Source organism: Pseudomonas sp. TE12508 (genome assembly GCF_056279485.1).
This window is the reverse complement of sequence record NZ_JBWCCN010000016.1, coordinates 98,470-125,396: the sequence shown is the minus strand read 5'-3', so window position 1 is coordinate 125,396 and position 26,927 is coordinate 98,470. Positions and strand designations below refer to the sequence as shown.

The 26,927-nt window shown below is 56.8% G+C and carries 19 protein-coding genes and 3 pseudogenes; 13 read left to right on the top strand and 9 right to left on the bottom strand.

What is annotated here, in order from left to right; genetic code table 11:
- Positions 1-25 precede the first annotated feature (25 nt).
- Positions 26-667 (top strand): oxidoreductase, encoded by a 642-nt coding sequence (locus ACZ9IM_RS21925; RefSeq protein ID WP_007894345.1) that lies wholly within the window; start codon positions 26-28, stop codon positions 665-667.
- Positions 668-796: 129 nt separating this feature from the next.
- Here ACZ9IM_RS21925 and ACZ9IM_RS21920 read toward each other — a convergent pair whose 3' ends face one another.
- From ACZ9IM_RS21920 to ACZ9IM_RS21905, 4 genes are all read right to left on the bottom strand, one after another.
- A complete protein-coding gene (locus ACZ9IM_RS21920) occupies positions 797-1,081 on the bottom strand; it encodes a YceK/YidQ family lipoprotein (protein WP_123498534.1) in 285 nt (94 codons plus the stop codon).
- Positions 1,074-1,706 carry a flavin prenyltransferase UbiX gene (gene ubiX / locus ACZ9IM_RS21915; RefSeq protein ID WP_007894343.1) on the bottom strand — a complete coding sequence of 211 codons (633 nt, stop codon included), beginning with the start codon at positions 1,704-1,706 and terminating at the stop codon, positions 1,074-1,076. The genes ACZ9IM_RS21920 and ubiX overlap by 8 nt, the downstream gene beginning before the upstream one ends.
- Entirely contained in the window at positions 1,703-3,052 is a 1,350-nt protein-coding gene (gene mpl, locus ACZ9IM_RS21910; protein ID WP_476224932.1) for a UDP-N-acetylmuramate:L-alanyl-gamma-D-glutamyl-meso-diaminopimelate ligase, read from the bottom strand. Before mpl ends, ubiX begins: the two co-directional genes overlap by 4 nt.
- A 245-nt stretch (positions 3,053-3,297) precedes the next feature.
- Complete coding sequence (locus ACZ9IM_RS21905) at positions 3,298-5,217, bottom strand: sigma-54-dependent Fis family transcriptional regulator (protein WP_476224931.1); 1,920 nt, start codon at positions 5,215-5,217, stop codon at positions 3,298-3,300.
- A gap of 480 nt (positions 5,218-5,697) precedes the next feature.
- Between ACZ9IM_RS21905 and exaC the strand changes: the two genes are divergently transcribed.
- From exaC to ACZ9IM_RS21845, 12 genes and pseudogenes are all read left to right on the top strand, one after another.
- A complete protein-coding gene (gene exaC, locus ACZ9IM_RS21900) occupies positions 5,698-7,218 on the top strand; it encodes an acetaldehyde dehydrogenase ExaC (protein WP_030129557.1) in 1,521 nt (506 codons plus the stop codon).
- Positions 7,219-7,483: 265 nt separating this feature from the next.
- Positions 7,484-8,854: an ethanolamine permease gene (eat, locus tag ACZ9IM_RS21895; protein WP_476224930.1), complete on the top strand. Its 1,371-nt coding sequence runs from the start codon at positions 7,484-7,486 to the stop codon at positions 8,852-8,854.
- A gap of 114 nt (positions 8,855-8,968) precedes the next feature.
- A complete protein-coding gene (locus tag ACZ9IM_RS21890) occupies positions 8,969-10,363 on the top strand; it encodes an ethanolamine ammonia-lyase subunit EutB (RefSeq protein WP_427625882.1) in 1,395 nt (464 codons plus the stop codon).
- An 8-nt stretch (positions 10,364-10,371) separates the two neighbouring features.
- Positions 10,372-11,196, top strand: a complete 825-nt coding sequence (gene eutC, locus ACZ9IM_RS21885) for an ethanolamine ammonia-lyase subunit EutC (RefSeq protein WP_427625881.1) — start codon at positions 10,372-10,374, stop codon at positions 11,194-11,196.
- A 112-nt stretch (positions 11,197-11,308) separates the two neighbouring features.
- Positions 11,309-11,770, top strand: coding sequence for a GNAT family N-acetyltransferase (locus tag ACZ9IM_RS21880; protein WP_427625880.1), 462 nt, complete (start codon positions 11,309-11,311; stop codon positions 11,768-11,770).
- 342 nt (positions 11,771-12,112) lie between these two features.
- Positions 12,113-12,769 carry a DedA family protein gene (locus tag ACZ9IM_RS21875; protein ID WP_008070178.1) on the top strand — a complete coding sequence of 219 codons (657 nt, stop codon included), beginning with the start codon at positions 12,113-12,115 and terminating at the stop codon, positions 12,767-12,769.
- Positions 12,770-12,775: 6 nt separating this feature from the next.
- Positions 12,776-13,588, top strand: a complete 813-nt coding sequence (locus ACZ9IM_RS21870; RefSeq protein WP_476224929.1) for a M90 family metallopeptidase — start codon at positions 12,776-12,778, stop codon at positions 13,586-13,588.
- A gap of 113 nt (positions 13,589-13,701) precedes the next feature.
- Positions 13,702-14,229: an inorganic diphosphatase gene (gene ppa / locus ACZ9IM_RS21865; RefSeq protein WP_008052339.1), complete on the top strand. Its 528-nt coding sequence runs from the start codon at positions 13,702-13,704 to the stop codon at positions 14,227-14,229.
- 237 nt (positions 14,230-14,466) lie between these two features.
- Positions 14,467-15,213 carry a S24 family peptidase gene (locus ACZ9IM_RS21860; RefSeq protein WP_476224928.1) on the top strand — a complete coding sequence of 249 codons (747 nt, stop codon included), beginning with the start codon at positions 14,467-14,469 and terminating at the stop codon, positions 15,211-15,213.
- A gap of 533 nt (positions 15,214-15,746) precedes the next feature.
- Positions 15,747-16,988, top strand: a complete 1,242-nt coding sequence (locus ACZ9IM_RS21855; protein ID WP_476224927.1) for a tyrosine-type recombinase/integrase — start codon at positions 15,747-15,749, stop codon at positions 16,986-16,988.
- Between the two features lie 996 nt (positions 16,989-17,984).
- Positions 17,985-18,097: pseudogene (locus tag ACZ9IM_RS21850) on the top strand (integrase domain-containing protein); the annotation flags it as partial.
- 161 nt (positions 18,098-18,258) lie between these two features.
- A pseudogene (locus ACZ9IM_RS21845) lies at positions 18,259-18,606 on the top strand (M48 family metallopeptidase); the annotation flags it as partial.
- A 61-nt stretch (positions 18,607-18,667) separates the two neighbouring features.
- Here ACZ9IM_RS21845 and ACZ9IM_RS21840 read toward each other — a convergent pair.
- From ACZ9IM_RS21840 to zorA1, 5 genes and pseudogenes are all read right to left on the bottom strand, one after another.
- Positions 18,668-18,829: pseudogene (locus ACZ9IM_RS21840) on the bottom strand (DUF6119 family protein); the annotation flags it as partial.
- Positions 18,830-18,849: 20 nt separating this feature from the next.
- Positions 18,850-22,098 carry a type I Zorya anti-phage system protein ZorD gene (zorD, locus tag ACZ9IM_RS21835; protein WP_476224926.1) on the bottom strand — a complete coding sequence of 1,083 codons (3,249 nt, stop codon included), beginning with the start codon at positions 22,096-22,098 and terminating at the stop codon, positions 18,850-18,852.
- The gene (zorC, locus tag ACZ9IM_RS21830; protein ID WP_476224925.1) at positions 22,098-23,738 is read right to left on the bottom strand and encodes a type I Zorya anti-phage system protein ZorC; all 1,641 of its coding nucleotides are present in this window, start codon (positions 23,736-23,738) and stop codon (positions 22,098-22,100) included. Before zorC ends, zorD begins: the two co-directional genes overlap by 1 nt.
- Positions 23,735-24,478, bottom strand: a complete 744-nt coding sequence (gene zorB1, locus ACZ9IM_RS21825) for a type I Zorya anti-phage system protein ZorB1 (protein WP_476224924.1) — start codon at positions 24,476-24,478, stop codon at positions 23,735-23,737. Before zorB1 ends, zorC begins: the two co-directional genes overlap by 4 nt.
- A 16-nt stretch (positions 24,479-24,494) precedes the next feature.
- Entirely contained in the window at positions 24,495-26,684 is a 2,190-nt protein-coding gene (gene zorA1, locus ACZ9IM_RS21820; protein WP_476224923.1) for a type I Zorya anti-phage system protein ZorA1, read from the bottom strand.
- Positions 26,685-26,927: the final 243 nt, after the last annotated feature.

The window sequence follows — 26,927 nt, the reverse complement described above, 5'->3', positions numbered from 1 at the left end:
TGAATAGTATCAAGGGGGAATTACTATGTACTTGACGCCTCAGCATGTATTGCTTGCCGGAGCTACCGGGTTAACCGGTGAACATTTGCTTGACCGTCTACTCAACGAGCCAACGATTACACGGGTATTAGCCCCCTCACGCCGGCCACTGGCAGAGCATCCTCACCTGGAAAACCCGGTCGGCGACCCGGCGGTGTTTTTGCCGCAATTGAACGGTCGCGTCGACATTGCCTACTGTTGCCTCGGCACCACGATCAAACAGGCCGGCTCCGAGCAAGCGTTTCGCGCGGTGGATCTGGACATGGTGGTGGCTTTCGCCAAACGTGCGCGAGAAATGGGCGCACGGCACTTGATCGTGATCAGCGCCTTGGGTGCCGATCGCAGATCCTCGATTTTCTACAACCGGGTCAAAGGCGAGATGGAACACGCATTGCGCGCGCAGAATTGGCCGCAGCTGACCATTTGCCGGCCTTCGCTGTTGCTGGGCGATCGCGTCGAGCCGCGACTAGGCGAGCGGGTTGCCGGCCCATTGTCGAAATTGATTCCGGGCAAGTATCACGGCATCGAAGCCTGCCAACTGGCCCGCGCCATGTGGCGCCTGGCGCTGGAAGAGCAGGATGGCGTGCGGATTGTCGAGTCGGATGAGTTGCGCAAGTTGGGCAAGTAATTCAGCGGACCTGTGGCGAGGGGGCTTGCCCCCGTTCGGCTGCGAAGCAGTCGCAAATCCAGGCGACTCAAGAAACGGAGGGCCGCTGCGCGACCCAACGGGGGCAAGCCCCCTCGCCACATGGCTCTCTTACAATCCGCCAGTCGCCTGAAAACTGACACCAATCACCGTCAACAACGACAGCGGCAACAGCAACGTGTCGAGCAAGGCGCTGGCCGGCAGGTCAACAGCCGGATAACTCGGCGCTTCGGCGCCAAATCGGTCCATGGCGCAGCACCCGCCGTTCATCGCATACAAATCCAGACGCGTCCCCGAATACACCACCGGCGCTCCAGGCTTGGCGGCATCGAGGGTGCGCGCGGTGGCGCAGCCCGCCAATTGCAAAGCCAGCAGGATGATCAGCAGCTTATTCATCGCTGCTCAAATGGTGTTCGCCCCAACGCGGCAGCATGTCTTGCGGGATATTCAAACAGTTGAGAATTCGCGCCACGACGAAGTCGATCAAGTCATCGATAGTCTGCGGCTGGTGATAGAAGCCCGGCGACGCCGGCAAAATCGTCACGCCCATGTTCGACAGCTTGAGCATGTTCTCCAGATGAATGCTCGAATACGGCGCCTCGCGCGGTACCAGAATCAGCTGGCGGCGCTCCTTCAACGTCACATCGGCAGCCCGCTCGATCAAGTTGTTGCAGGCTCCGGTCGCGATAGCCGACAAGGTCCCGGTGGAACACGGCACCACCACCATCGCCGCTGGCGAGCCAGAGCCCGACGCCACTGGCGACATCCAGTCTTCCTTGCCGTACACCCGAATCTGCCCGGCGGCGGCGCCGGTGTATTCCGTGAGGAAGGCTTGCATCATCTGTGGTTTGGACGGCAGCGAGACATCGGTCTCGGTAGCCATCACCAGTTGCGCAGCCTTGGAAATCAGGAAGTGTACCTCGCGGTCTTCACGCACCAGGCAGTCGAGCAGGCGCAAACCGTACTGGGCGCCCGAAGCGCCGGTCATCGCCAGCGTGATGCGTTCCGGGCCGTTGTTCATTGCAGCGCCTCGGCGAGTTTGCCGTGCAGGCCGCCGAAGCCGCCGTTGCTCATGATCACCACATGAGTGCCGGGCTGAGCCTGGCTCTTCACGCGCTCGATGATGCCTTCCAGCGAATCGCTGACGATCGACGGCACAGTGCACAACGCCGCAGTGGCGCCCAGATCCCAACCGAGGTTGGCCGGGGAATACCAGATCACCTGATCGGCATCGACCACACTTTCCGGCAAGCCATCACGGTGCGCGCCAAGCTTCATGGAGTTGGAGCGCGGCTCGATGATCGCGATCAACGGCGCATCGCCAATGCGTTTTCGCAGACCGTCGAGGGTGGTGGCGATGGCGGTCGGGTGGTGGGCGAAGTCGTCGTATATGGTGATGCCACGGACTTCCGCGACCTTTTCCATCCGCCGCTTCACGCTTTTGAACGCGCTCAGTGCAGCGATGCCCATCGACGGCACTACGCCGACGTGACGAGCGGCGGCCAAGGTGGCCAAGGCGTTGGCGACGTTGTGCTGACCGGTCATGTCCCACTCGACCGCGCCTTGAACGGCGCCTTCGAACATCACTTCGAATTTCGAGCCGTCTTCACTGAGCAGTTTGACTTGCCACTGACCGCCGGCACCGGTGGTTTGCACCGGGGTCCAGCAGCCCATTTCGATAACCCGCAGCAATGCCGGTTCGGTGGTCGGATGGATCACCAGGCCTTCGCTTGGAATGGTCCGCACCAAATGGTGGAACTGCCGCTCGATGGCCGGCAGATCGGGGAAGATGTCGGCGTGATCGAACTCAAGATTGTTCAGGATCGCCGTACGCGGGCGGTAATGAACGAATTTCGAGCGCTTGTCGAAAAATGCACTGTCGTATTCGTCGGCTTCGATCACGAAGAACGGTGTGCCGCCCAAACGTGCCGACACCGAGAAATTCTGCGGCACGCCGCCGATCAGGAAACCCGGGCTCATGCCGGCGTGCTCCAGGACCCAGGCAAGCATGCTGCTGGTGGTGGTTTTGCCGTGAGTGCCGGCAACCGCCAGCACCCAGCGGCCTTGCAACACGTGATCGGCCAGCCATTGCGGGCCGGAGACGTACGGCAGGCCTTTGTTCAGCACGTATTCGACGGCCGGGTTGCCGCGGGACATGGCATTGCCGATCACCACCAGGTCCGGGGCCGGATCGAGCTGCGCCGGGTCGTAACCTTGAGTCAACTCAATGCCCTGGGCTTGCAGCTGAGTGCTCATTGGCGGATAGACGTTGGCATCGGAGCCCGTCACATGATGGCCCAGCTCTTTGGCCAGAACCGCCATCGAACCCATGAAAGTGCCGCAGATACCAAGAATATGAATGTGCATAGTCGACCTCGTAAAACATGGCCGCAGGTTAGCTTAGGGTGGGGAAAATCGCACTCTTTAGCTGAGCGTGAGGCAACCGTTTGGCTGATCCGGCACGCTTTTGGTGGCGAGGGAGCTTGCTCCCGCTGGGTTGCGAAGCAGCCCCAAAACCAGTCAACGCGGTCATTCGGATCACCCGATTGCCGACTTTACGACTGCTGCGCAGCCGAGCGGGAGCAAGCTCCCTCGCCACAGGACTCAATCAGTCAGACAGAGCGGGCGATACCGTGTTTGCGCAACTTTCTGTAGAGGGTATTGCGGCTGACACCCAGCTGTTCAGCGGTATGCGTCATATGCCAGCGCTGCTGTTCCAGCACCGTCAGCAATGCCAACCGCTCGGCATCGTCCAGCGGATACTCGGAAGGTTCTTCAACCGCCGACGCCGTCACCGGCCGGGCCTGGCGAATCATCGCCGGCAAATCCTCCAGCCCGATCCGCCCGCCATCACACAGCGCTGCCAGAGTCCGCAGCACATTGCGTAACTGCCGCACGTTCCCCGGCCAGGCAAAATCCAGCAAGGCCTGCCGCGCCGGAGCATCAATCAGCACCGTCTCCCCGCCCGCTTCCTCGGCCAGCAAAAAGTCGAGCAACTGTGATTTGTCAGCGCGCTCGCGCAGCGCCGGCAACGCAACCTCCAGCCCATTGAGCCGGTAATACAAATCCTCGCGAAAACTGCCGTCCTGCACCCGCTCAAGCAGATTGCGGTGAGTGGCGCTGATGATCCGCACATTGACCGGTTCCGGCTCACCGCCAATCGGCACCACTTGACGGTCTTCCAACACCCTTAATAGCCGGGTCTGCATGCTCAGCGGCATGTCACCGATTTCATCGAGGAACAAAGTACCGCCATCGGCCTGCTGCAACTTGCCGCGCATGCCTTCCTTACGAGCGCCGGTGAAACTGCCGCCGCGATAGCCGAACAGTTCGCTCTCGATCAGGCTTTCGGGGATCGCCGCGCAATTGAGGGCGACGAACGATTTTGCTGCCCGTTGACTGGCCTGATGCACGGCTTTGGCGAAGGCTTCCTTGCCGGAACCGGTTTCGCCATTGATCAGCAACGGCACGTCCCGTTCAAACACGCGCAAGGCCTTGCGGAAATCCTCCTGCAACGCGGCATCGCCCAGGCAAATGCCTGACAAGCGCGGACGCTCGGCAACCATCGGGCTTTGCACCACCGGCACCGGAATACTGCGCGGCTGCCCGCGCAATACGGCAAACAACCGCCGCCCGTCACGGGTGCGCAATGGCCAGCTGGCGCTGGCATTGGCGCTCGCACGGCCGAGCAATTCATCCAGCGAGCAGTCGAAAAATGCCTCCACCGGTTTGCCCAACAGCCCACCACGAACATGCCCCAGCAAATTCAGCGCACTCTGGTTCACCGCACAAATCCGCCCTTCCCCGTCAAACGCCAGCAACCCTTCGCTGAACAGCCCGACAGATTCGGCCTGCAGGTGAAAACGCAGCAACCATTGATTGTCGAAGTAACGCAGGAAATAGCAGCTCTCGATCATCTTCGCCGACAGATTGACCAAGGCCATGGTGTGGAATTGGCTCTGCCGCGAAACCTCGTGACGCGCCGAAGACACGTCGAGCACCGCCAGCAGCTCGCCGTGAGGATCAAACACCGGGCTCGCCGAGCAAGTCAGGCCGGTATGTCGGCCACGAAAATGTTCGTCCTGGTGGATGGTCAGGGATTGGCGCTCCACCAGGCAGGTGCCGATGCCGTTGGTACCTTCGCAGGCTTCGCTCCAGTCGGCGCCAAGCCAAAGGCCAGCACGCTCGAAAATCTTCCGTTCGCTAGGCGCTGTGACACAGTTGAGGATCACCCCGCGAGCATCGGTCAGCAGCACCGCGTGGCCAGCGCCGGAAAGTTGCTGGTGGAGGCTGGTCATTTCGGTGCCGGCGATCTGCAGTACTTGCTGCAAACGTTCACGGCTTTCCAGCACGCGGCCATGCTCCAGTACCGTCGGCGCCATGGTCAGGGCCGGGTCGAGATGATAATCCTCAAGACAACGCAGCCAGGAACGGGCAATGGACGGATCGCTGCCGGGACCATGCAGGTGGGATTTGCCTTGGGTCACGGTCAGCACTTGCTGGGCATGGCGACTCAAATGGTTATCGTGCATTTCTTATTATTCTCCCCGATAGGTGAGTGCTTACCTATAGCCACTTCCTGTGGCGAGGGGGCTTGCCCCCGTTCGGCTGCGCAGCAGTCGTAAATCCTGAGCATGCGGTGTGTCTGGTAAATCGAGGTGAATTGCTTGGGGGCTGCTTCGCTGCCCAACGGGGGCAAGCCCCCTCGCCACACAAGCTCCCTCGCCACAGAGGATTACCTGTGTGGCAATTTGAGGCCCAGCATCCTCCAGCCATCGACGCATTGCAATGCTGGCAAGACCCATCGGTCACAAGCTGTGCCACAAACGGTACAAAGTGTCACGGGGGTTGTACCGCAAGCGTCACAAACGCCGCCAATCTGTCCGACAAAAAACACGCAAGGCCTTGATTTACCTGACCTGCAACGCAGTGGCCCGACCTTTGCTCTACGCTTAATGCAGCGCTTTAGCGCGTCCTCCCTTATAAGCACAAAAGCCAAGGAGAAACCCATCATGCGTTACGCTCACCCCGGTACTGAAGGCGCTATCGTTTCGTTCAAGAGCAAATACGGTAACTACATCGGCGGCGAGTTCGTCGCGCCTGTCAAAGGTCAGTACTTCACCAATACATCGCCGGTCAACGGCCAACCTATTGCCGAATTCCCGCGTTCCACAGCCGAAGACATCGAAAAGGCCCTGGACGCTGCCCATGCCGCCGCCGATGCCTGGGGCGCCACGTCCGCCCAGGCTCGCTCGCTGGTCCTGCTGAAAATCGCCGATCGCATCGAACAGAACCTGGAAGTGCTGGCGATCACCGAATCCTGGGACAACGGCAAGGCCGTGCGCGAAACCCTCAATGCCGACATCCCGCTGGCCGCCGACCACTTCCGCTACTTCGCCGGTTGCATCCGCGCCCAGGAAGGCAGCGCCGCCGAGATCGACGGCAACACCGTGGCCTATCACATCCATGAACCGCTGGGCGTGGTCGGGCAGATCATTCCGTGGAACTTCCCGATCCTGATGGCCGCCTGGAAACTCGCCCCGGCCCTCGCCGCCGGTAACTGCGTGGTCCTTAAACCGGCCGAGCAAACGCCACTGGGCATTACCGTGCTGATGGAACTGATCGGCGACCTGCTGCCGCCCGGCGTGCTGAACGTGGTGCAAGGCTTCGGCAAAGAAGCCGGGGAAGCCCTGGCCACCAGCAAGCGCATCGCCAAGATCGCCTTCACCGGTTCGACCCCGGTCGGCTCGCACATCATGAAATGCGCCGCCGAAAACATCATTCCGTCCACCGTGGAACTGGGCGGCAAGTCGCCAAACATCTTCTTCGCCGACATCATGCAAGCCGAACCGACTTTCATCGAGAAAGCCGCCGAAGGCCTGGTGCTGGCATTCTTCAACCAGGGCGAAGTCTGCACCTGCCCGTCCCGCGCCCTGGTGCAAGAGTCGATCTACGACGAGTTCATGAAAGTGGTCATGAACAAAGTCCTGCAAATCAAACGTGGCGACCCGCTGGATACCGACACCATGGTCGGCGCCCAGGCATCCGAGCAGCAATTCGACAAAATCCTTTCGTACCTGGAAATCGCCAAGGGCGAAGGCGCCGAACTGCTGACTGGCGGCAAGGTAGAAAAACTCGAGGGCAGCCTGGCGACCGGGTATTACATCCAGCCGACCCTACTCAAGGGCACCAACAAAATGCGCGTGTTCCAGGAAGAAATCTTTGGCCCGGTGGTGAGCATCACCACCTTCAAGGACGAAGCCGAAGCCTTGGCCATCGCCAACGACACCGAGTTCGGCCTGGGTGCCGGCCTCTGGACCCGCGACATCAACCGCGCCTACCGCATGGGCCGCGCCATCAAGGCTGGTCGCGTGTGGACCAACTGCTACCACCTGTACCCGGCTCACGCCGCGTTCGGTGGTTACAAAAAGTCCGGCGTCGGTCGTGAAACCCACAAAATGATGCTCGATCACTATCAGCAGACCAAAAACCTGCTGGTGAGCTACGACATCAATCCGTTGGGCTTCTTCTAAAAACCGGGGGCGATACCGATGTTTCGGTGTCGCCCTTCAGATGGCAATCGCGAGCAGGCTCGCTCCCACATTGGATTTGGGTCAACCCCCAAAAGTTGATTCACCACCTGACCCTGTGGGAGCGAGCCTGCTCGCGATGGCGTCCTCAACGACACACCAATCGTCGCCCTGCCTGTCTGGCATGGGCTTTGCGTGCCTGCTCCACACATAAATGCCATACCCGAAAGTCCAACAGATCAAACAATAAAAAAGACAGAGAGGACTTATGACTTCTACTACACAGCTCAAACCCACACTCGGCACCCTGCATCTATGGGGCATTGCCGTCGGCCTGGTGATTTCCGGCGAGTACTTCGGCTGGAGTTACGGCTGGGGCACCGCAGGGACCCTGGGTTTTCTCGTCACCGCCCTGATGGTGGCGACGATGTACACCTGCTTTATCTTCAGTTTCACCGAATTGACCACCGCCATTCCCCACGCTGGCGGGCCGTTTGCCTACAGCCGACGGGCCTTCGGCGAAAAAGGCGGACTGATCGCCGGCATTGCGACCCTGATCGAATTCGTCTTTGCGCCACCGGCAATTGCCATGGCCATTGGCGCCTACCTCAACGTGCAATACCCGGAACTGGACCCGAAGATCGCCGCTGTTGGTGCCTATTTCGTGTTCATGGGCTTGAATATCCTCGGCGTGAGCATCGCTGCCACGTTCGAATTGGTGGTCACCGTGCTTGCGGTCGCCGAGTTGCTGGTGTTCATGGGCGTGGTCGCACCGGGCTTCAGCTTCAGCAATTTCGTGCTCAATGGCTGGTCGGGGTCCAACGAATTCACCATCGCCTCGATCCCCGGCATCTTTGCGGCAATACCTTTCGCGATCTGGTTCTTCCTCGCCATTGAAGGCGCCGCCATGGCTGCCGAGGAAGCCAAGGACCCGAAACGCACAATTCCCAGGGCTTACGTCAGTGGCATTCTGACCCTGGTGTTCCTGGCCATCGGCGTCATGGTGATGGCTGGCGGCGTCGGCGACTGGCGTCAACTGTCGAACATCAACGATCCGCTGCCTCAGGCGATGAAAGCCGTGGTCGGCAATAATTCGACCTGGATGCACATGCTGGTCTGGATCGGCCTGTTCGGCCTGGTGGCGAGTTTCCACGGGATCATCCTCGGCTACTCGCGACAGTTCTTCGCCCTGGCTCGCGCCGGTTACCTGCCCAAAGGGCTGGCCAAACTCTCGCGCTTCCAGACGCCGCACCGGGCGATTCTGGCGGGCGGCGTGATCGGCATCGTGGCGATCTACAGCGACGGCCTGATCAACCTGCAGGGCATGACGCTGACGGCTGCGATGATCACCATGTCGGTATTCGGCGCCATCGTGATGTACATCATCAGTATGCTGAGCCTGTTCAAGTTGCGTAAAACCGAGCCGAACCTGGAACGTACCTTCCGCGCACCGGGCTACCCGATCGTACCGGGCATCGCGCTGTTTCTGGCCGTGGTGTGCCTGGTGGCGATGGCGTGGTTCAACACCTTGATCGGGTGTGTGTTCCTCGGGTTCATGGCGGCCGGTTACCTGTATTTCCAACTGACGGCCAAGCAGCGTTCCGACGCACCGGCGGATGCGATGCTCGAAGGCGTCTGAGTTGCACCGGCGCCGGGCTGATTCCCGGCGCCTGCCATATTGAAGTGCATGCAGCTCCCACAAGGGTTCGGCGGTGCATTTGAGTTATTTATTGAATCAGGAGGACACCGCCCCATGGCCGTATTTGCCCATACCGTCGGCGCCCAGACCTACCGCTTCGACAGTCTCAAAGACGTCATGGCCAAAGCCAGCCCGGCGCGCTCCGGGGACTTTCTGGCCGGCGTTGCCGCCCTCAACGATGGCGAGCGAGTGGCCGCGCAGATGGCCCTGGCTGACATCCCGCTGACTCACTTCCTGCAGGAAGTACTGATTCCTTACGAGGCCGATGAAGTCACCCGGCTGATCATCGACACTCACGATAAACAGGCTTTTAAAGCGGTCAGCCACCTCACTGTCGGTGGCTTTCGCGATTGGCTGCTCAGCGACGCCGCCGACGAACAGAGCTTGCGTGCCCTCGCCCCGGGCCTGACCCCGGAAATGGCCGCCGCCGTGTCGAAGATCATGCGCGTGCAAGACCTGGTGCTGGTGGCGCAGAAAATCCGCGTGATCACGAAATTCCGCGGCACTCTGGGCTTGCGCGGCCGGCTCTCGACACGCCTGCAACCCAATCACCCCACCGACGAACCGGCCGGCATCGCCGCGAGCATTCTCGACGGACTGCTGTACGGCAACGGTGACGCGATGATCGGCATCAACCCGGCCACTGACAGCATCGCTTCGATCTGCGCCATGCTGGAAATGCTCGATGCGATCATCCAGCGCTACGAAATTCCTACACAGGCCTGCGTGCTGACCCACGTCACCACCTCCATCGAGGCGGTGAATCGCGGCATTCCGCTGGACCTGGTGTTCCAGTCGATCGCCGGCACTGAAGCGGCCAACGCCAGTTTCGGTATCAACCTAAACGTCTTGCAGGAAGGCTATGACGCGGGCTTGAGCCTGAATCGCGGCACGTTGGGCCAGAATCTGATGTATTTCGAGACCGGCCAGGGCAGCGCCTTGTCGGCCAACGCCCATCACGGCATCGATCAACAGACCTGCGAAACCCGCGCCTATGCCGTGGCACGCCATTTCAAACCGTTTCTGGTAAACACCGTCGTAGGCTTCATCGGCCCGGAATACCTCTACAACGGCAAACAGATCATCCGCGCCGGCCTCGAAGACCACTTCTGCGGCAAGCTGCTGGGCGTGCCGATGGGTTGCGACATCTGTTACACCAATCACGCCGAAGCCGATCAGGACGACATGGACACCCTGCTGACCCTGCTGGGCGTAGCCGGGATCAACTTCATCATGGGCATCCCCGGCTCTGACGACATCATGCTCAATTACCAGACCACGTCGTTCCACGACGCCCTCTACGCCCGCAAAACCCTGGGCCTGAAACCGGCGCCGGAGTTTGAACAGTGGCTGGCGAACATGGGCATCTTCACCCAGGCAGACGGCAAAATTCACTTCGGCGACAACCTGCCGCCGGCCTTCCGTCAAGCCATGGCGCAACTGGGATGAGTATTGAGATGGATAAACCACCTGTCGATCCGCAGAACCCATTGCTGGAACTGCGTCGCCTGACCCCGGCACGTATTGCCCTCGGTCGTACAGGCACCAGTATGCCGACCAGCGCACAGCTGGATTTTCAGTACGCCCATGCACAGGCCCGGGATGCGGTGCACCTGCCGTTCGACCACAGGGGGCTCGGTTCGCAACTGGCCGAGCGTGGACGTGAGAGTTTGCTGCTGCACAGCGCCGCCACGGACCGGAACAGCTATCTGCAGCGCCCCGATCTGGGGCGCAAGTTGAGTGATCAGTCGGCGCAGACCCTGCGCGACTACGCGCTGAGCCATCCTGGCGGCATCGATTTGGCCGTTGTGGTGGCCGATGGCCTCTCGGCATTGGCCGTTCATCGCCACACCTTACCGTTTCTGGCGCGCATGGAAGAACAGACAGCCGCTGAGGGTTGGTCACTGTCGCCGGTGATTCTGGTGGAACAGGGCCGTGTAGCTGTAGCCGACGAGATCGGCGAGCTGCTGGGCGCAAAAATGGTGGTCATATTGATCGGCGAACGCCCCGGCTTGAGCTCACCAGACAGCCTGGGGTTGTATTTCACCTATAATCCCAAAGTCGGACTGACAGACGCCTATCGCAACTGCATCTCGAATGTTCGGCTCGAAGGCTTGAGTTACGGCATGGCGGCACACCGCTTGCTGTATTTGATGCGCGAAGCCTGTCGGCGGCAGTTATCGGGGGTCAGTCTGAAGGACGAAGCCCAGGTTCAGACGCTGGAGTCGGACATTAGTGCAGATATGAAAGGTAATTTCCTACTGAGCCCGTCGGATACCTGAACCGTTTCCGCATTGCGTTTCTATTCAGGTTTCAGGCAGGATCGATGCACGGCCGCCAGGGTTTCCCGTCGCCGTCACCACGTAAGACAGCCACTTGAAGACGAGACCTACCATGCGGATTATTCAAGCGACCCTCGAACACCTCGACCTGCTGACCCCGTTGTTCGTCAAATATCGTGAGTTTTACGGTTCCCTGCCGTATCCGGACTCGTCCCGGGCGTTCCTCGAGAAACGTCTGCGGCGCAAGGAATCGGTGATCTACCTGGCCCTGGCCGATGACGACAACAACAAACTGATGGGTTTTTGTCAGTTATACCCAAGCTTTTCGTCTCTTTCGCTTAAACGCGTGTGGATCCTCAACGATATCTACGTCGCTGAAGACGCCCGCCGCCAGTTGGTGGCCGACAACCTGATCCGTACCGCGAAAAAAATGGCCAAGGAAACCAATGCGGTGCGCATGCGCGTTTCCACCAGCAGCAACAACGAAGTCGCGCAGAAAACCTACGAATCCATCGGGTTCAGGGAAGACACCGAGTTCAAGAACTACGTGTTGCCGATCAGTGAGGGGCTGTAACGCACTGAGGCCTTTGTGGCGAGGGGGCTTGCCCCCGTTCGGCGGCGCAGCCGTCGTAAAACCTGAGCATGCGGTGTATCTGAAAAACCGTGACTACCTGGTTTAGGGGTCGCTTCGCAACCCAACGGGAGCAAGCTCCCTCGCCACAAGGTTTGTGCAAAGCCAACAGCCCCATGGTCGCCCCATCGACATCCCCCGCTACAAACTCGAGGCGTTTTTCACTTCTCTCCCCGTATAATGCCCATTCTTCCGGCTCGTAAGAAAAATCACAGTTAGCTGTAGTCTTACGCGAAGCCATCCGCACAGGCCTGCAGAGTCGGGCCATCACCACAGGTGCTTTCCATGGATTTCAACCCGATCGACCTTATCCTGCATCTCGATGTTTACCTCGACCTGCTGGTAACTAACTACGGGGCATGGATTTACGCCATTCTGTTTCTGGTGATCTTCTGCGAAACCGGTCTGGTAGTTATGCCATTCCTGCCGGGCGATTCCCTGCTGTTCATCGCCGGCGCCGTAGCGGCCGGTGGCGGCATGGACCCGGTGCTGCTGGGCGGCCTGCTGATGCTGGCGGCGATTCTCGGCGACAGCACCAACTACATAATCGGCCGCACCGCCGGCGAAAAGCTGTTCAGCAACCCGAACTCGAAAATATTCCGCCGCGACTATCTGCAACAAACCCACGACTTCTACGACAAGCACGGCGGCAAAACCGTGACCCTGGCGCGCTTCATGCCAATCATCCGCACCTTTGCCCCGTTCGTCGCCGGTGTCGGCAAAATGCCTTACCCGCGTTTCTTTGCCTTCAGTGTTCTCGGAACCATCCTCTGGGTGGGCGGCCTGGTCACCCTCGGTTACTTCTTCGGCAACGTACCGTTCATCAAGAAAAACCTGTCACTGCTGGTAGTGGGCATCATCCTGCTGTCGCTGCTACCGATGATCATCAGCGTGATCCGCAGCCGCCTCGGGCATGCCGCGTCCAAAGCCGAACCCCGCTGACTCACGATGTGGTTCCTTAGCGCCTGGCGACGCCGGCGCACCCTGGCCAGGCATCCGATTGCCGACGACATGTGGCAACGGGTGCGCCATCACCTGAGCTTTCTCGATGGCATCAGCGCAGCCGAAGACCAGTGGCTGCGGGAAGCCTGCGTGCTGTTCCTGCAAGACAAACACCTGACCGCCCTGCCCGGCGTCGAGCTTCACCAGGAGCAACGCCTGCTGCTCGCCGCCCAGGCCCAATTGCCGCTGCTGCATCTGGGCAATCTGAACTGGTATCAGGGCTTTCACGAAATCATCCTCTACCCCGACGATTTCCTCAGCCCCCAGCGCCATCGCGATGCCAGCGGCGTCGAACACGAATGGGACGGCGAACACAGCGGCGAAGCCTGGCAGCAAGGCCCGATCATCCTAGCCTGGCCCGGCGTGATGGCCAGCGGTGGCTGGGAAGGCTACAACCTGGTGATCCACGAACTCGCGCACAAACTCGACATGCTCAACGGCGACGCCAATGGCCTCCCCCCGCTGCATGCCGACATGCGCGTCAGCGACTGGGCCAGAATCATGCAAGAAGCCTATGACGACCTCGACCGGCAACTGGACCGCAACCCGGACGCCGAAACCGCCATCGACCCGTACGCAGCGGAAAACCCCGCCGAGTTCTTCGCCGTCACCAGCGAGTATTTCTTCAGCGCCCCGGATTTGCTGCACGAGGCTTATCCACAGGTTTATGAGCAGCTGAAGCTGTTTTATCGGCAGGACCCATTGGCCCGATTGCAGCAACTTCTGGCCGAGAACCCTGTCTATCAGGCACACGACTAAGGTCTACACGACCTCTGGCGCATGGCAACGGTGGCAGAATATGCCTATAATCGCCGCCACTTTTTGGTCAATCCGGCCAAGTTTTTTTGGTCAACTAACGGGGGCACCGCCCAATGAGCTACAGCAAGATTCCGGCTGGCAAAGACCTGCCGAACGACATCTACGTCGCGATCGAGATCCCGGCCAACCACGCGCCGATCAAATACGAAATCGACAAAGACAGCGATTGCCTGTTCGTTGACCGTTTCATGGCCACCCCGATGTTCTACCCGGCCAACTACGGTTACATCCCCAACACCCTGGCTGACGACGGTGATCCCCTCGACGTGCTGGTCGTGACCCCTTACCCGGTTGCCCCAGGTTCGGTAATCCGCGCGCGTCCAGTCGGCATCCTGAACATGACCGACGACGGCGGCGGCGATGCCAAAGTGATCGCGGTTCCACACGACAAGCTGTCCCAGCTGTACGTCGATGTGAAGGAATACACCGATCTGCCTCCGCTGCTGATTCAGCAGATCGAGCACTTCTTCGCGAACTACAAAGATCTCGAAAAAGGCAAATGGGTGAAGATCGAAGGCTGGGCCGGCGCAGATGCCGCCCGCGACGCGATCACCAAGTCGGTTGCTGCCTATAAAGGCTGAGAAGCCGCGGTAAGCTGCTAGCTGCGACGTTTGAAGAAGAACCCCGGTTGATCCGGGGTTTTTTGTGCGCGCTCCGCTCAGACACTAACCTTTAACGGTACGTGGAACGCTTCTTGGCTTCGGTTTTTGCTTGTTTAATTTCCACTAAAAGCGCCTTACATCCAGTCTTAAATTTCCCTCGAAATTTGAACGGATCGTTTATTCAAACCCCCATCCTGCGCCAGTAGACTCGTGTTTATGAAAAAGAACACTAGCGGCCCACGGTTTAAAGCACTCCTCGAAACAGCGAAAATCACAACCACTGGATTTGCCGCTTTCTTCGACACGGAAGCGCAAAATATCCACAACTGGTACACCCGAGGTGTGCCCGCCTACCGCATGGAAGAGGTCGCCAGACTACTGTCCGTAAACAGCGACTGGCTGAAAACCGGCGAAGGCCCGAAAGAGTCCTCACGCCTGCGCGTGCTCGACGAGTCCGGCAACACCTTCGATGCCCAGGCCATCCGCGGCATCTACACGGTGATCGAGCCCATCGACGTCGAATTGCCCTTCTATATAGAAACAGCCACCGCCCCGGGCTCCAACAAAACTCACATCGTCAAAGACCCCAGCCAATCCATCCGCCTGCCTCGCAGCCACCTGGACTCCCTGGAAATCAACCACGCCAATGCTATCTGTACCCACATGATCGGCAACAGCATGGGCGAAAAGATTGAAGATGGCTCCACGCTTGCGATCGACCGTGGGCTGACTCAGGTTATTGATGGGGAAATTTATGCGATCGAGCATGACGGGATGCTGCGGATCAAATACCTGCACCGGATGCCAGGGAATGCGTTGCGATTGCGCAGCTATAACAAAGCCGAGTATCCCGACGAGATCTTTAGTGCCGAGCAGATCGATAAGCAAAACATCAGGGTATTGGGGTGGGTATTCTGGTGGTCGACGCTCAATAAACGCCGACCTTCCGTGCCCTTCCTGTAAGCGTTAAAAGATCGCAGCCTGCGGTAGCTCCTTGGTGGGATAGGGAAATGCAGGCCCCTGTAGAGCTGCCGAAGGCTGCGATCCTGGCAATCGACCCGAAACCCAACTGCCCGGCCCTATACAGAAACCTACCAACAAATACCCCATCGCTCTACCCGGCACTTCCCGCTGGGAATTCCTCAAAAAAATCAGTATGCTGCGCCCCACATTTGCGCATCGACCCTTCTTCAGGCTCAGATCGCACCGACAAGGCAGATGACTTTCTCGCCAAGTCCCACAGCCGGACGCAAGATCCGGGTGTACGTTTTGAAGGCTGGCGCGGTTTACCAAAAATAAACCAAGCCAGTCCCCGAGAAGCCGGCCACAAGCCGGCTTTTTAATGTCTTTTTGAAAGCCACTCTCATCTACTAAAACCCTCTGAAGCCTTGATAGATCAAGGGTTTCAGCCTATTTTCGTTCCTGTGACTTCCGTTTTGATCCGAGGCGTTCCACGCGTATGTGGGGGAACAAGTGGGGGAACAGAGGGCGAAAAAATGGGCAAGCTGACCGCAAATCAAGTCAAAAATTTGGTTGAGGCTGGAACGTACGAAGACGGTGACGGGCTTCGTCTTTTAGTGAAACCCTCAGGACGAAAAACCTGGGTGCTCCGCTTTCAATTGAATGGCAAACGCAGGGAGATGGGTCTGGGGAGCTACCCTCAGCTTGACCTGAAAAAAGCCCGCGCAGCCGCCTATGAAAATAAAATCCAGATCCTCAATGGCACTGATCCACTCGCGAAACGACAGGCTGAACAAGCGGCTCAGCGGGAAGCCGCACGCCGGGAACTGGCGCAGCTGATTACCTTCGAGAAGCTGGCCACTGACTACCGAGACGCCCATGGCTCGAGCTGGTCAGAGAAATGGCGCAAGGGCTGGCTGAGAAAACTCGAGCTCTATGCTTTCCCTACAATAGGGAAGCTGTCAGCTGACCAGATCGAGACCAAACATCTGATCAAGGCACTGCAACCACTTTGGGCAACCAAAACGCGGACGGCTGACGAAGTACGTGGGCAAATCGAACAAATCCTGGATGCCGCCAGAGCCCGAGGTCTCAGGACTGGAGAGAATCCGGCACGCTGGCGCGGCCACCTGGAAAACCTGCTCAGCCGGCATGAGAAGAAGAAAGCACGAAAACGCGCCCACCATCCGGCACTGCAGTGGCAGGATCTTCCCAAACTGATGAAAACCTTGAGTAAGGATCCGAGTCACGTCTCCGTGGCGGCTCAGTTGCTGATTCTGACCGGAGCAAGAACGCATATGGTGCGGTTTGCGCGCTGGGATGAGTTTGATCTGAACTCAGGTCGCTGGTCCTTACCGGACGAACGCATGAAGACGCGACAAGCCTTCGCGATCCCGCTAGCGCCGGAAGTGGTCTCACTTTTGAAAGGCCTTCCGAAAATCGACGCCAAGAGCCCTTACGTTTTTCCGGGACGCGGTCGCAGTGGCGTGATGCACGCCAATGGCATCCGTAATCTGCTGCATGACCTTGGTTATGAGCACATCACTCGTCACGGCTTCCGCTCAACCTTCCGGGACTGGGCAGGTGAAAAGACGCCTTTCCCGAGAGATATCTGCGAGCTCGCACTGGCCCATGACGAGCGCGGGGAAACGGAAAGCGCATATTCTCGATCAGACTTTTTTGATAAGCGACGGGAGCTGATGCACGCGTGGGCCATCTACGCTACATCCACACCTGAACACGCGGATAAGGCTCAACGCGAAAGCTCGGGAGAATGATGAGACGGAAACCGCTGAATGCGGAGGATCTTGAGGCACACGTATCAAGGCGACAATCCCGGAACCGCGGTGCAACCAACACCAGTGTAGCGCCACGAGATCTCTGGTTATGGACTTTAAAGCCGGGTCCCTTCAAGCAGGGATGCGTAGCCTCCCTGCTTGAAGGGACCTACATTAAAAAAAGAATAAAACACCTCGGAATCCAGGAGGCACCACCGATTTCCAGGACCCGCCAAGACCGCAAGCTGCCGCAGAGAGAGCGCAAAATCCCGCCTTGACCCAAATTATCCACCGGCGTAGAAAAGATCGGGCAAAGCGCTGTCGTTGACAGCAACCCAGGTAGCCCGAACCTTTAAGGCTACGCCACACCGTGGTGGTTCTCCCAAAGTGCGATTAGCGTCCGGCGGCTCGCACGGTCACAGCGATGTGATGGATGCCTACTTCTATCAGAGCGCCCACTGCGGCAACTCATACCCCCTTCATAGCTGCGCTGCAGCAACTCATCCGCTTGGCCATTTCATTGCGCCAACCTGCGCCCGTCTCTTTCTCCCGGAAAGAGACGGGCGCTCCTACCGCTGCTGCAGCCCATCTCGTACAAGGCTTTGCGGCATTCCCCCTCGTGACAATCAGCATGACAAACACCGAAGTCACCAGCAACAGCGATGCAGATGATGGTGCCGCAGCCCACGGAATGGACTGCACCTGACTGACAGTCAGGCATGCCCCGGTCATCGCTTCACTGCCTTCACCCGACTCAGGATCTCGCGGCGCTGGTCTCGTCAGCCAATGCAGCCTCCACCCGCCCGCTTCTTCGGAAGTGCTCAGGAGGCTAGATCATGAGATGCCCAAGCTCCCGGTCGTAAGGAGCCGTCAGTCCCGCGTTAGTGGACAACCCTCACAGGTCGCAGGGGCCTTGATCCCTGATAACACTCAACATTCTTGGCGGGATGACGTGGGGAAGGTTTTAAAAGTTTTGGCTTCGAGAGGAATTTGATCATGGCATTGGTCGGTAGACGCGACGGCGTAATTTCGGATATAGACGGCAACTGAGTTATGCCGGACCGCAGGCGTTGCGCAACCTATTTGGCGGCGGGCATTACGGGGCGGTCATACGGTTTTGTCCTGCACTCCCAATTTCCGGCTGCATAACCGCATCCAGTACTGTCAGACAGCTTGCTGAGGCATCCTGGGTTAGAATCCTGCCCATCATTTATATCCCCTTGGGAATCCGTCGCTCACAGAACGACGAAAAGGAAAACCGTAATGCCCCTCAAGGGAGCACTTTATTCGCTGGTACAGCCTACATGCCCGTAACTGGCTCGCCTTGCGGACAAAAGAGTACCAAGGACGTATGGACGTTTCCCCCACCGGTGTACGGGTGCAGGATCTTGGCTATCACTGGGGCTCATGCGGCAAAGGTGAAATTCTGTACTTCCACTGGAAGAGCATCCTTCTGCCCAAACGCATCGCCGAATATGTCGTGGTCCATGAAATGGTCCATCTACACGAGCCGCACCACACCCCAGAGTTCTGGCTACGGCTCGAGCGCGCCATGCCTGATTATGCAAAGCGCAAGGAATGGCTGGCTGAGCATGGGATTGAGGTGGAAGGACTATAAAGGTCGGGCTGAGTCGAGCTTCCAGCGCTCGTAAGCGCTAAACACACTTCTCTGGAGGTCGTTAAGCAGGCTTGTCTATAAGCTCAATTGCAATGGAAAGCCCGAACTGACGGATTCGCTCACAAGCTGCTTGTAGGCTGACTTTACTAAAGAACGGTAAGTCAATCGATCCGTCGGTATATGGCTTTCGCATGATCCCATAAACCACGGTGTAATCTTGGCGAGGAAATTTGCTGGCCTTGCCTAGCGTGCACCTAGCAACTCACCAAACTCGGACGTCTGGATCTCTGCTGACCCACTTAGCATGTCCCGCGCCAGCGACCGCCGTTTACTCAGCAGTTCATCAAGGGTCGCCTCAAAGGTAGGCATTTCAGAATCCCGGATCGTCGGGTAATACACATATACATCCTTCTCCTGCCCTATCCGATAAGCACGATCTGTAGCCTGATCTTCCTTGGCTGGGTTCCAGCAGCGAGTGAAGTGGATCACGTGGTTAGCCGCCTGCACGTTCACGCCGAACCCTACAGAGATGGTCGACAGAATAATCACCGCAAACCCTGGCAGTTCCTGAAACTGGTCGATCAATCTCTGCCGACTGTTCGCACTCTGACTGCTGGTACTGGTGTCACCATTGATAACAGTCGCGCGGAATCCAAAACGCTCCAAAATGGCATGCTGCAATTCGCGCTGAATATCCCGCAACTCGGTGAAGACAATGACCTTGTCACCTTTGCCGGCTTTCTTGATGGACTCTAGTGTCTGCATCAGCCAGCACAGTTTGGGGGAGTGCTCACGCAAGCGTTGGTCTGGCTGAACGCTGTAGGGATGAGCACAAATGAGCTTGAGCTTATGAAGCAGGCCAAGCATGCCCGAGGTTTTCTGATCGAGATGTTCCTCTAGCTGTTGTTTCTGGCTGTAGGCCGTAATTTCGGACAGGTAGAGATTGCGTTGCAAGGTATGCATAGCCAGGGAGCGGCAGGCGGTATCCTCGATCTTGGCCGGTAGATCCTTTGCGATATCCTGCTTGGTACGCCGCAACGTTTGCGGGTCAATCAGGACCCTCAGTCGCTCTAGCGTTGCTGGGTCTCGCTCGAGGGCCGCTTCAATCGGCCGCTGATATTCGCGACCAAACTGATTGAGTCCACCCAGGAATCCCGGCTGGATAAAATCGAACAGGCACCAGAGGTCGATCAAGGTATTCTCGACGGGAGTACCGGTACACGCCACCCGGAATCGCGCAGGAATAGCCTTGATGGCCTGAGTTACCAATGCCGCTGGGTTCTTGAGCTTCTGCGCCTCATCGCATACGACAATTGACCACTGCTGGCGAGCAAGAGAGAACTCCTGATCGCGAAGTGTTTCGTAAGTGGTCAATACGATTCGAGCTCCGCCAATCCAACCCGGGCGAAGCAGATTTTTGATGCCCTTGGCTTTCAAATCATTGGGAATTTCATCTTTCTTGAATTTCACGGCGCTCAGCTCGGCACCGTATAGCTTGAGAACAGGGATAGCGTCAGAGAAAAAGAATCGCTGTAGCTCACGCTCCCAGTTATCCAGTAACGAAACGGGCGCCACGATCAGTGTCGGTTTGTCCTGAGGATATTGCTCAAGGTACCAAACCAAAAAAGTCAGCAACTGGATTGTCTTACCCAATCCCATGTCATCCGCGAGCAAGCAGCCAGATACGTCAGATGGAGATAAGCGGAATAGCTGCTGTAGCCATGCCACCCCCTGAAGCTGGTGCTCTCTCAACTCGACTTCAGGCTTGAGCAACGAAGGTAGTTCAGGCTGAGCATCCAGGGCGGCTCGCAGCGCCGCTTGGCGAAGCTGAACATATGTGGGCTCATCAATGTTATGGCCGATTTGGAGAACTGCGCGACTGGTCTTCTCAACCTTGTCTTGAGATGGGGTTGAAGGTGTACTTATTTTCTTCGACCAGACGTCGAGTAATTGCTCCGCAGCAGAAATCGATAAAGACGTTTCCGATTCATACAGGAAGACTGTGTTGTCACCTGCCGCGCGGGCTTCATCCAAGCGTCGCTCAAACGCGTCAAAATGCTCTCGATCAGAGGGATTCCACCGGCCTAGTATTTCGGCATCCAAGCCAAGATCAGCTATATCCCTGGGTAGCCAATTCTCCGTCGCCTCTTTTACTAGGAAGGGCGAGGTGATTCGCTCGGCCTCTCCAATTCCAGTGACTCTATCGCCATAGAGTGAAAGGTCCAATACCGAGTCGAATTCGGCACCAGCGGCTTCATTTTGCCAACGTTTGAGCAGCTCTCCGATGCCCGACATCTGACGCAAGTCGAAGTCGCTGAGCTCAAGTTCGTACCCCTGCCAAAACCCGGCCGGCATCCCAGCTGCGAGCTTGAGCTGTAACTCGTGGACGAAGGGAGCAAACTCGTAAGCCGCGCTGAAAAACATTTCGACCGGATCTTGTGGTGTAGGCGAAATAGGCTCGAGGGTTAATTTCACACTTAAGATGCGCAGACCAGCCTCATCAAGCTCAGGCCCCAGAAGAAAGCGGTGGAAAAAAATCCCTGCGTCAGCAAGCTCTTTTTCGTAAGTGTCGGCATCCAGAACGTGACCCGCGCTGTCCCCCAATACGCTGTATGGATTACGTACAAACGAGAGCGCATCATCGCCAGCAACTCGCCGCCCAGGAAGCGAGCGCACATAATCCAGCACCGACTTTACTTCCGGTTCGATCAGTACATGGGTCAGACACCCGTCTGCATCAGTAACGCGGTACCGATCCTGAACTTGCTTGTGAGCATCAAAGCTCTCTAACCAGTTTGTCGGTTGGCCTTCGAACGAGGGCTCCAACTCAATAACGGGAGTGTTCCCGAAAGTCGATTTTCGAGGGTTCAGCCGCAAGCTTTCAGGCTTGATCACGATCGTCTTTTCGAGGAAGCCGTCCATGCCCGCCCTCGCCTTACGGGCTAACTTGCGAATGCTTGACCATCCGATCTGGTTTGTAGCTTCACCCGGTTTTTCTTGTTGGGACATGTAGAGCTGACGTACTGCTCCGAGCAGCATCCAGGCAGCTTCAGGCAGCAGCTCGGTTTTCCCTCCGTATTGGACAATGGCACCCGTGCGCTGAAACTGTACGGTGGCGCTTGATACTGCATCCCGCCATGCTCCAATGGACACCTTAAAGTCATCCGACGCGAGGCTCCCATGACTGCTGAGTTGAGGGAGCAGCCCGGACAACCGCGGCAGGCCAAGTAAAGGCAGGCTTGTGATGTGCTCAGGATTGTCGAGTAGCCTATACAGCTCATCCCAGGGCAGCAGCCAGCTGTCACTCAATTGTGAGGCATATTCTTCCTCCTCCAACTGATCCAGATAACTTGCCAATGGCCACGACTTGGCATCGTTGGCGAGGGTTAGTGGGAAGCTGAGGCCCTGCTCTTCAACCCGGTAAGCGAGCTGTTGGTCCATAGAAGGAGCTTTCGGCAGCAGGCCGCTACTGGATAGAAAACGTTTGAACATCATTTTTTCCAGAACCTCAGTGGGTTCGCACTAACGGGTTTGAAGCCAAGGCGCTGTAACGCCGCTATAGCAGACAAGTCTTCTTGGCTCAACTGAACTTGGTAAACCCCCCCTTTGGATCGCATATCAAAGATTTGGTGCTCGATGCTTTTCAACGCTTCCTGGACTTGGGCCTCATAGGCATAAGGTGCCTGCCTTGGCTTAACAATATTTGTCTCACCAGTTTGACTTTGAATGGATATACGAAGCCCGCGCAGAGCGTTATCAAATTTGTGCAGCCAGCCTTCAATTCGAGTAGGTCTGGAGGGTGCCGGGGTATGCAGCATCCGCTGCACTGCCCTGTCTGCCTGCTTAAGATCAGATTTCAAATCAAGCTGATACTTTTCCGGATTGAATGGGGCATCGTCTGCCTTGTACACAAAGCAAGCGTTGCCCGTACCTGAAAACTCTACGAAAAGGTATTTCCCAATCTGCATTATCACGGCATTGTTGTGACCAGGACCGCCCATCAACTTGCCTAAACGTCCTTTATTTTTTTCGCGGAAATGAACAAAATCTCTACCACGTTCATTCCAGGCATCTGCCCCCATAACAATCCGCGTGTAGCTCATCTGGTTAGCAAAACGCAGCCAGTAGTGCAGTCGTGCCTGATCAACCTCGGCGTCTCCCTTGAGCAGTTTGAAGAAATGCTCAAGATCCTCTTTAGCAAACCAGGCGACGACCATGGCACAGACGTCTTTTTTCACATACTGCAGCCAGCTGTTTTGCTTGGAGAGAATTTGCGGGCTTCCCCAATTATCTTGTGCCGTTTGCTTGAGCAGTGTCGACGGCTGTTCGCGATAGTACGCGTGGTGATAGCGGGTTAGGCAAGCTATTAAGATGTCGTTCAAATACCGATCATATAGCTGACCTATCTCAACGAAATCTGGTATGCGCTTCGAAAACTCAACGTCATCCAGATTGGAGATTCGCGACAGCAGCACGTTGAAAATCCGACGCCATAACCAACTGCTAACAGGTATCTGCGCGATGGTTTGAAGCAACGACAAGTCGCTGATCTCGCCGTTGAACATCAGCTCACCAAGCATCGCTCCGGCTTGATCAGTGAATAGTTCCTGATGATGTTGGACGATTTGAATCCATTCTTTCTCGCGTTTCTGCTGACTTCTCACACATTCGAAGCCTTGGCGGACATCATCGCGGAGCACACACCAATTGGCATTATCAGCCGGCGTATCCGACTCGTAACCAAAATAGCTAAAGCACAGCGCCAACCAATCGCGCCTACTAAATTTTTGCCGTTCTATACGCTGGCGGACCTCGCTGTGCACTCGATCAAAAAGCTGTTCATCTTCAAGCAGCGGCCCGACCCTTTCGCTCTTGTCAGCCAAGCCGGCAAAAACCATCCGCCATTCAGAGGGATTTAGCGATAGGGCGTTTCTGAATCTGTTGATAGCTACACGGCGCTTTTCCTGAGGAGGAAGCAATGCTTTCTTGGCGCGATCAAAGCGCTCATACAAATCGACACTGGCTTTCTGCAAACGAGGAAACCTGGTCAAAGGTTCAGGCGCGACGGCGAGACTATATGCGATCAGGCCTAGTTCTATAGATGCCGTTAGTTTTGCCAACGCATTGGTCATGGTGTCATTACCAACTGGCATTTCTCCGATTCAGTACCGATAAATACCGGAACTTCAGCCTTGAGGTTCTCCCCCTGCTCTTTCAACCCGTAGAACTGCATCCGCAGTTCGACACGACGACTGGCCTCATTGGTATCTTTGGCGTTATTGAATGAAACACCACCGGCCAGGAACATTGACCGAATCTGTTGCTGACGCTCCGCAGAAAGGCCTTTCTGTAGAGGACTACGGCTGTCTAGCAGGCTACACATGACCCATTCCGAACGCTGCAAGGACAGATGCAAGTTGTATAGATACGAACCAATCGTGTCAGTGAAACCTTCGATGACTACTTGCTTGAACCACTTACGGCCTTCCTCGCTGTCCGCGGCGTCCAGGATCAAGGGCAAGACATCCTGGAGAGCGGTTTGCCCCTGATCACTCAAGGAGTACGAGTTATGACCAAAACGTCCCGCCTCGCCGAAGCTGATACGGTTGTCCTTACAGTCCACCAAGATTGTGGTACTGGAGTTACGCGCCTTAAGTTTCAGATGATCACATAGCCGTACAATGTCTTGAGTTCGCTGTTTTTCCCCCTGTTCAGCCTGGTTTATTCGCTGTGTCACCGAACTGAGTGATGCCACCATTACGACTAGAAACAGAATCATCATCGCCGTCATCAGGTCAGCGAAAGAAATCCAGAACGGCTTTTCCCCTTCATCCTTGGAGCGAGCAGTCGAAGGCATTCGTTTACCAAGCATGGGCGAGCCTCCGTTATTATCTGGCTGCTTCGGCTACATCAATGAAGGCTTCGACGCTATCCCTCACACCCTCAACACCCGCCGCCAGGCTCTTAACTGCTTTGTCTAATTCGTTATCCAAACTACCAAGGGTTTGACTTAGGACTCTGTCCATCCCATCGCCGAACTCTTTGAAACCGCTGCCCAGCACGCTGCTGATATTCTCCAAGTACTCCTGAACCTCACGATTGAGCGATTGCATCCGCTCAGTCTGCTGTTTCAGATCCAGCAGATACTGGCTACGTCCACCAGCCTCAACCTGAGCACTGGCAACAATCCCCTCGATCACAGCGAGAGTTTTGCTCATCGCCTCACGATTATTTCGATAGTCAGCAACAACGTTATTCAACTCGTGAGAGGCCAGTGCAAGCTCGCTGCCAGCACCTTGAACCGTGCCTAGCAACCCAGCTGTCGACTCGCTGGCCTTAGCGACACTCTGCCCTGCGCTTTCAAAGCGTTCGGCAGCGGCATGCATTTTGTCCGCTCCGAGCTGCATGCTCTGCAAATGTTGCTCGGTTTGTGCGCTCAGAGCCTTAATGGTGTCCTGGGATGATTTTTGTTGCTCGGCAATCGCCTGCAGTAAAGTTTTAACCTGTCCATCCAATCCGCCAACGACCTCCCGCATTCCCTGATGGAGATCTGCCTGAGCGGCACGAGTGGACTGATCCATCTGCTGCCGTCCCAACTCTAGTTGCTTGAAGACCGAGGACAACTGCTCACCGAGCACTTCCACAGAGCTCGCGATTTCGGCCATCGTATCTTGCTGGCCCCGGCCAATGTTCTGCTTGATGGATTCAACGAACGCTTGGAGATTTTCCGCCATGGCTTCCTGACGGGCTTCGCTATCAGCAAACAGCTTCTCTAACTGCTGCGCCATACGAGCCCCCGCGTCCTCGCCTTCGTTACCAATGCGAGTGATCGATACTTGCAAGTTAGCTAACATCTCGTTCATGCCTGCTTGCATGGCGTTCTGCCCGGCCTGCATATCCGCCAGTAACTGCGCAATCATGGTGGAGCTGGTTTGAGTAGACGTCTCGCTGGCCGAACGCATGTCCTGGATGAGGGTAGCGAAGCATTGTTGCATCGACTGCATAGTCGCCATGGACTGCCCCATCATTTCGTGCAGACCATTGAATTGCTGGCCGAACATTCCTTCAAGCTTGTTCATGAAAGCGATCAGCACATCCTGCAGCAGATTCTGCACCAGGCCGGATTGATCGCCGCTCGCCGTTTGCACGGCACCAGCAATGGCTTCAAGTGGGGATTTCAAACTATTTTCGATCGCACCGCTGATTTGATCGGCAAGCAATTGCCCAGAATCGCGGTAAGTCGTGGACAGCGTGTCGGCCAACCTAAGACTTTCGCGAACCTGGGTATCGACGAGGTTTTGCAGCATTTCCCGCAAGTCCGTGACCAGACTGTCTTTTAGTTGACGGGTTTGTACCGAACTTTCAGCACTGGACCTAACCAGTTCAGCGAGGTACTCCTCGCCTACACCACTGTCGAAAAGACCATCGATTGTTTCATTCAGTTTTTCCAGATGCTTGTAGCATCGACCCAGCCGCCACTTTTCGGTAATCGTGACGGCAATGGAGGCCATGATGGAGATGAACGAACCAATAAAGGCGAACAACACATCCTTGAGAAGCTTATCGACGCTGGCATTTACCTGCTCGGGAGTACTCGGATCAAAGTGCTGCAGCCCCAACATCAATCCGAAAAACGTACCGACAATGCCGATCCCAGTCAAAATTCCAGGCAGATGCTTGTAAAACTCTGTGCCCAGTGGCGTTTCAATCACACTTTGCACTGAAAAAAAGTGGGCAGCCCCAGCAGTCGCGCGCGAACGGACCAACACCTGCTCACCTTCTCGATACTCAAATTGGTCGTGCAAGGTTTCCGAGTACTCATCCCACGAATTCTCTAGTCTTGTCCCTTTGAATAACCGCTCGAGCTCGGGCCGAAGCCCGGCAGGTGGAAGTGTCTTGGCGCGGACCAGGCTTGCAGTCATTTTTTTCAGACGGCGGCTTAATCTGAAGGATCGGTAAAAATAGCGTACGAGGTACCAGAGGCATAAAACAACGACCAGGCCGATGACTACCTTGGGTGCGATCAACTGCTCAGAGCTCGCGCCTTCCCACAGCCGCAACAACGTCGAGTAATCCATATCCACTGCCTTCAAAGAATCAAACCGTTAGCACTGCCTAGTACTTACGCGCACGACCGTCAGTTCGCTCGAAGCCGGGTCGTTTTTCAGACAGTGGCGATACGGAAAGAAAACCTGACTGGCTTTTCTTCCTCGGTGTAACGAGAAAAATGGGAGGGGACTGGGCAGTGTCTGTAGTACGACAACTCGCCTAAAAACCATCCCTGGACATACGTCATTTTTATGTCCTTTCGCCATCACCTT

Coding starts and splice junctions, on each gene's coding strand:
- ubiX (WP_007894343.1), bottom strand. CDS start 1,706: ATGAACAACGGCCCGGAACGCATCACGCTGGCGATGACCGGCGCTTCG.
- exaC (WP_030129557.1), top strand. CDS start 5,698: ATGCGTTACGCTCACCCCGGTACTGAAGGCGCTATCGTTTCGTTCAAG.
- ACZ9IM_RS21860 (WP_476224928.1), top strand. CDS start 14,467: ATGAAAAAGAACACTAGCGGCCCACGGTTTAAAGCACTCCTCGAAACA.
- eutC (WP_427625881.1), top strand. CDS start 10,372: ATGGATAAACCACCTGTCGATCCGCAGAACCCATTGCTGGAACTGCGT.
- mpl (WP_476224932.1), bottom strand. CDS start 3,052: ATGCACATTCATATTCTTGGTATCTGCGGCACTTTCATGGGTTCGATG.
- ACZ9IM_RS21880 (WP_427625880.1), top strand. CDS start 11,309: ATGCGGATTATTCAAGCGACCCTCGAACACCTCGACCTGCTGACCCCG.
- ACZ9IM_RS21890 (WP_427625882.1), top strand. CDS start 8,969: ATGGCCGTATTTGCCCATACCGTCGGCGCCCAGACCTACCGCTTCGAC.
- zorC (WP_476224925.1), bottom strand. CDS start 23,738: ATGACCAATGCGTTGGCAAAACTAACGGCATCTATAGAACTAGGCCTG.
- ACZ9IM_RS21870 (WP_476224929.1), top strand. CDS start 12,776: ATGTGGTTCCTTAGCGCCTGGCGACGCCGGCGCACCCTGGCCAGGCAT.
- zorD (WP_476224926.1), bottom strand. CDS start 22,098: ATGTTCAAACGTTTTCTATCCAGTAGCGGCCTGCTGCCGAAAGCTCCT.
- ACZ9IM_RS21905 (WP_476224931.1), bottom strand. CDS start 5,217: ATGCACGATAACCATTTGAGTCGCCATGCCCAGCAAGTGCTGACCGTG.
- ppa (WP_008052339.1), top strand. CDS start 13,702: ATGAGCTACAGCAAGATTCCGGCTGGCAAAGACCTGCCGAACGACATC.
- ACZ9IM_RS21875 (WP_008070178.1), top strand. CDS start 12,113: ATGGATTTCAACCCGATCGACCTTATCCTGCATCTCGATGTTTACCTC.
- eat (WP_476224930.1), top strand. CDS start 7,484: ATGACTTCTACTACACAGCTCAAACCCACACTCGGCACCCTGCATCTA.
- ACZ9IM_RS21925 (WP_007894345.1), top strand. CDS start 26: ATGTACTTGACGCCTCAGCATGTATTGCTTGCCGGAGCTACCGGGTTA.
- zorB1 (WP_476224924.1), bottom strand. CDS start 24,478: ATGCTTGGTAAACGAATGCCTTCGACTGCTCGCTCCAAGGATGAAGGG.
- ACZ9IM_RS21855 (WP_476224927.1), top strand. CDS start 15,747: ATGGGCAAGCTGACCGCAAATCAAGTCAAAAATTTGGTTGAGGCTGGA.
- zorA1 (WP_476224923.1), bottom strand. CDS start 26,684: ATGGATTACTCGACGTTGTTGCGGCTGTGGGAAGGCGCGAGCTCTGAG.
- ACZ9IM_RS21920 (WP_123498534.1), bottom strand. CDS start 1,081: ATGAATAAGCTGCTGATCATCCTGCTGGCTTTGCAATTGGCGGGCTGC.